This is a genomic window from Intrasporangium chromatireducens Q5-1, from assembly GCF_000576575.1.
Lineage (GTDB): Bacteria > Actinomycetota > Actinomycetes > Actinomycetales > Dermatophilaceae > Intrasporangium_A > Intrasporangium_A chromatireducens.
In genome coordinates, this window is sequence record NZ_AWQS01000377.1 from 1 (window position 1) to 2647 (window position 2647).

The following is a 2647-nucleotide window of genomic DNA, read 5'->3' on the forward strand; positions in this document are numbered from 1 at the left end:
CGGGTCGCCGTCGGCCAACCCGCCGAGCTCGCCGTCATCGACGCGCCGAGCCACCTGCACATCGCGTATCGGGCCGGCGTGCCGGTCGTCCGGCCACTCCGGGTCTGACCCGCCCAGCCAGGGCGCCTCCGGTCAGGCGCTGCGAGGACCGCTCAGGTCGCGGCGGTGGGCCGATCGGCCTCCTGCCCGTGGACCCGGAGCACCGAGCCGGGGCCCGGGTTGATCAGCCCGGTGTGCCCATCGGACCACTCGACCAGATAGGGCGGCCCGCCGTCCGGGCCGTGCACCTCGCGGATCGTCCCGTGCCGGTTCGCCTGCCCGACATGCTCCGTCGTCATGGTGATGGCATCTCCGACGTTCGCCTTCATCCCTACCTCCCTGAGATAGCGCCGGTCCCCCCAGCACACCATGACGGCGGGCCGAGCGGAAGCCCGACGAGGTGAGACTTTGGGCAACCCCGCGGCAGCCGCGCCGCAGCTGCGCCCGCGCCGCAGCCGAGCCCGCGCCGCAGCCGCGCCGCAGCCGAGCCGCAGCCGAGCCGGTGTCGAGCCGGTTCAGTCGAGCAGCACCCGCTCGAGGTAGCGCGGCACGCTCACCGCGCAGTCGAGCTCGCGGCGGATCCGGTCGGCGAGGGCTCGGCTCGCCTCGGGCTCTCCGTGCACGACGTGGACCGTCTGCGGCGGCTCGGGCAGCTCACCCAGCCAGCCGACCAGCTCGTCCGCGTCGGCATGCACCGAGAAGTCCTCGAGCTGGACCACCTCGGCCCGCACGGGCACGTAGCGCCCGGCGATCTTGACCTCCCGCACCCCCTCGACCAGGTCCCGCCCGCGGGTGCCGACCGCCTGGTACCCGGTCAGCAGCACCGTGTTGCGGGCCTGGGGGAGCAGGTGCCTGAGGTGGTGGACGACCCTACCCCCGGTCGCCATCCCCGAGGCCGACACGATGATGCAGGGCCGGCCGGGGTTGTTCAGGCGCATCGACTCCTCGGCCGAGTGGGCCGCCCGCAGCTGGCGCATCGAGGCGAGCGCATCGAGGGCATGAGCGTCGACCTCGTCCGCATGGGCCTGGTCGCGATAGACCGCCAGGGTCGCGAGGGCCATCGGGCTGTCGACCCAGACCGGCACGTCGGGGATGGCGTCGCGCGCGACGAGCTCGGCGAGGGCGAGGAGGACGACCTCCGTGCGGTCCACCGCGAACGCCGGGATGACGACCGAGCCGCCGCGCCGCACGGTGCGCCGGATCGCGTCGGCCATGACGGTGTGGTCGGGGTCGACGTCCGGGTGCGCCCGGTCGCCATACGTCGACTCGATGACGACGGTCCGGGCTGCCAGGGGTCGCTCCCGGTCGCGCAGGATCGGGTGGGCCGGCCGCCCGAGGTCACCCGAGAAGAGCAGGGACCAGTCGTCGCCCCGCAGGTGAAGGGAGCACGAGCCGAGGATGTGTCCAGCGTGCAGGAAGCTCAGCGTCATACCGTCGAGCTCCAGCACGCGAGCGGGAAGGCACGGCTGCAGCAACCCGATCGCGCGCTCGGCGTCCGCGCTCGTGTAGAGCGGCCGGGGCGCGGCGTGCTTCGACCAGCCGAAGCGTCGCGCGTTCTCCGCGTCCTCCTCCTGCAGGTGGGCGCTGTCGCGCAGGATGATCGCCGCGAGCTCCGCCGTCGCGGCCGTCACGTGGACGGGCCCGCTGAACCCCTCGCGCACGAGGGCCGGCAGGTAGCCGCAGTGGTCGAGGTGCGCGTGGGTGAGCACGACGGCGTCGATCGAGCTCGGCTCGACCGGTGGGGCGTCCCAGTTGCGCCGGCGCCACTGCCGCTCGCCCTGGTAGAGGCCGCAGTCGACCAGGAGGCGCCGCTCGTCGGTCTCGAGGAGGAACTTGCTGCCGGTGACGGTGCCGGCCGCACCGAGGAAGGTCAGGGCCGGCTTGCGTTGCGTGGACATGGCCACCTCCTGGCGCCATCATCTCGAGGTCCGCCGGCGCACGGGGTGGGAACGCGGCCGATGTGGCGCAGTCGCCACTGGCGCGCGTCAGGAGGCGAGCTGGTCTGCCTTCTGGCCGGCCTTCTTCCGCGCCTTCTCGAGCTTCTTGTGCGCCTTCTTCTCCTTCTTCGTCAGCTTCGTCTCGATGAGGTGCTTCGGCAGGTGCCCGGTCGAGTCGCGGTAGTACTCGGCGGCCTTCCGCTCGGCTGCGACCTTCGTGGCGGCGAGGACCATCGCCGACAGCGCGGTGTACGCGACGACGTCACGGGTCCGCTCGTTGTCGTAGTCGCCCTTGACCGGCACCGACTTGCCGGTCGCGACCTTCCACGTCTTGCTCGCGACCGTCGTCGCCACGCGCGTCGCGAGCAGCGTCGACCCCATCGTCATCGCCTTCCACACGATGCTGCCGAGGGGTCCGCCGGACGCCTCCTTGCCCTCCTGCTGTGACTGTCCCATGGGCCCAGAGTAGAGTCACCGATGTCACAACTGAACAGCACGACCCATCACGACAGGGGAGCGCTTCACGCGCTGAGAGTGCGGCACCGCCGCAGACCCTCGAACCTGCTCCGGTTAGCACCGGCGAAGGAAGTCGGGACATCTCAGGCCCACAGTCGCTGCGTTCATTCATGACCGTATGCCGCTGTGCCGCCTCCCCGAGGTATCCATCCTTG

Annotated in this window: 3 protein-coding genes and 1 riboswitch; all 3 genes read right to left on the reverse strand. The window is 71.8% G+C overall.

Going from position 1 to position 2647, the window contains the following annotated elements; all coding sequences use genetic code 11:
* Positions 1 to 152: 152 nt before the first annotated feature.
* Entirely contained in the window at positions 153 to 368 is a 216-nt protein-coding gene (locus N864_RS21250; protein WP_034722108.1) for a DUF1918 domain-containing protein, read from the reverse strand.
* A gap of 186 nt (positions 369 to 554) precedes the next feature.
* A complete protein-coding gene (locus N864_RS21255) occupies positions 555 to 1937 on the reverse strand; it encodes an MBL fold metallo-hydrolase RNA specificity domain-containing protein (protein WP_034722114.1) in 1383 nt (460 codons plus the stop codon).
* Between the two features lie 87 nt (positions 1938 to 2024).
* Entirely contained in the window at positions 2025 to 2432 is a 408-nt protein-coding gene (locus N864_RS21260; RefSeq protein WP_051518896.1) for a DUF4235 domain-containing protein, read from the reverse strand.
* A 44-nt stretch (positions 2433 to 2476) separates the two neighbouring features.
* A riboswitch (TPP riboswitch) is annotated at positions 2477 to 2581 on the forward strand.
* Positions 2582 to 2647 lie beyond the last annotated feature (66 nt).

Bases quoted from the DNA above. Each gene is read 5' to 3' on its own strand.
- N864_RS21250 (WP_034722108.1), bottom strand. From the start codon at position 368: ATGAAGGCGAACGTCGGAGATGCCATCACCATGACGACGGAGCATGTC.
- N864_RS21260 (WP_051518896.1), bottom strand. From the start codon at position 2,432: ATGGGACAGTCACAGCAGGAGGGCAAGGAGGCGTCCGGCGGACCCCTC.
- N864_RS21255 (WP_034722114.1), bottom strand. From the start codon at position 1,937: ATGTCCACGCAACGCAAGCCGGCCCTGACCTTCCTCGGTGCGGCCGGC.